This window comes from Pseudonocardia sp. SID8383 (assembly GCF_009864975.1).
GTDB classification, from domain to species: Bacteria; Actinomycetota; Actinomycetes; order Mycobacteriales; family Pseudonocardiaceae; genus Pseudonocardia; species Pseudonocardia alni.
Genome location: NZ_WWFY01000675.1, coordinates 1 through 327, shown reverse-complemented (window position 1 = coordinate 327; position 327 = coordinate 1). Strand labels below are relative to the sequence as shown.

Here is a 327-nt window from a genome sequence, read left to right as displayed (position 1 = left end):
ACCAGCGCGCCCCGCCCGGCCAGCACACGGCCGGGCAGCGACACCGCGCCGGCCCGCACCCCGGTCGTCGCGTAGCGCTCCTCGACGGTCGCGGTCCCGGTGACGGCGAACAGCCTCGTCCCGGACGGGTCGAACCACAGCGGGCCCGCACCGGCCGGGACGCTCCAGCGACGCGCGCCGGTGGCCGGATCGTGCGCGAGCAGCCCGTCGGAGCGGCGACCGGCCGAGACGACCAGGCCCGTGCTCGCGGCGACCGCACCGACCGCGGGGGAGACCCCGGTGTGCCCGCCGGCACCCGGCCGGGCCCGTGCCGGATCCCAGACCAGG

The 327-nt window shown here is 80.1% G+C and carries 1 protein-coding gene; it reads right to left on the bottom strand.

Annotated elements, in window-relative coordinates:
- Positions 1-327: hypothetical protein (locus GTW08_RS16395; RefSeq protein ID WP_202417252.1), on the bottom strand; the 327-nt coding region annotated here is incomplete at both ends.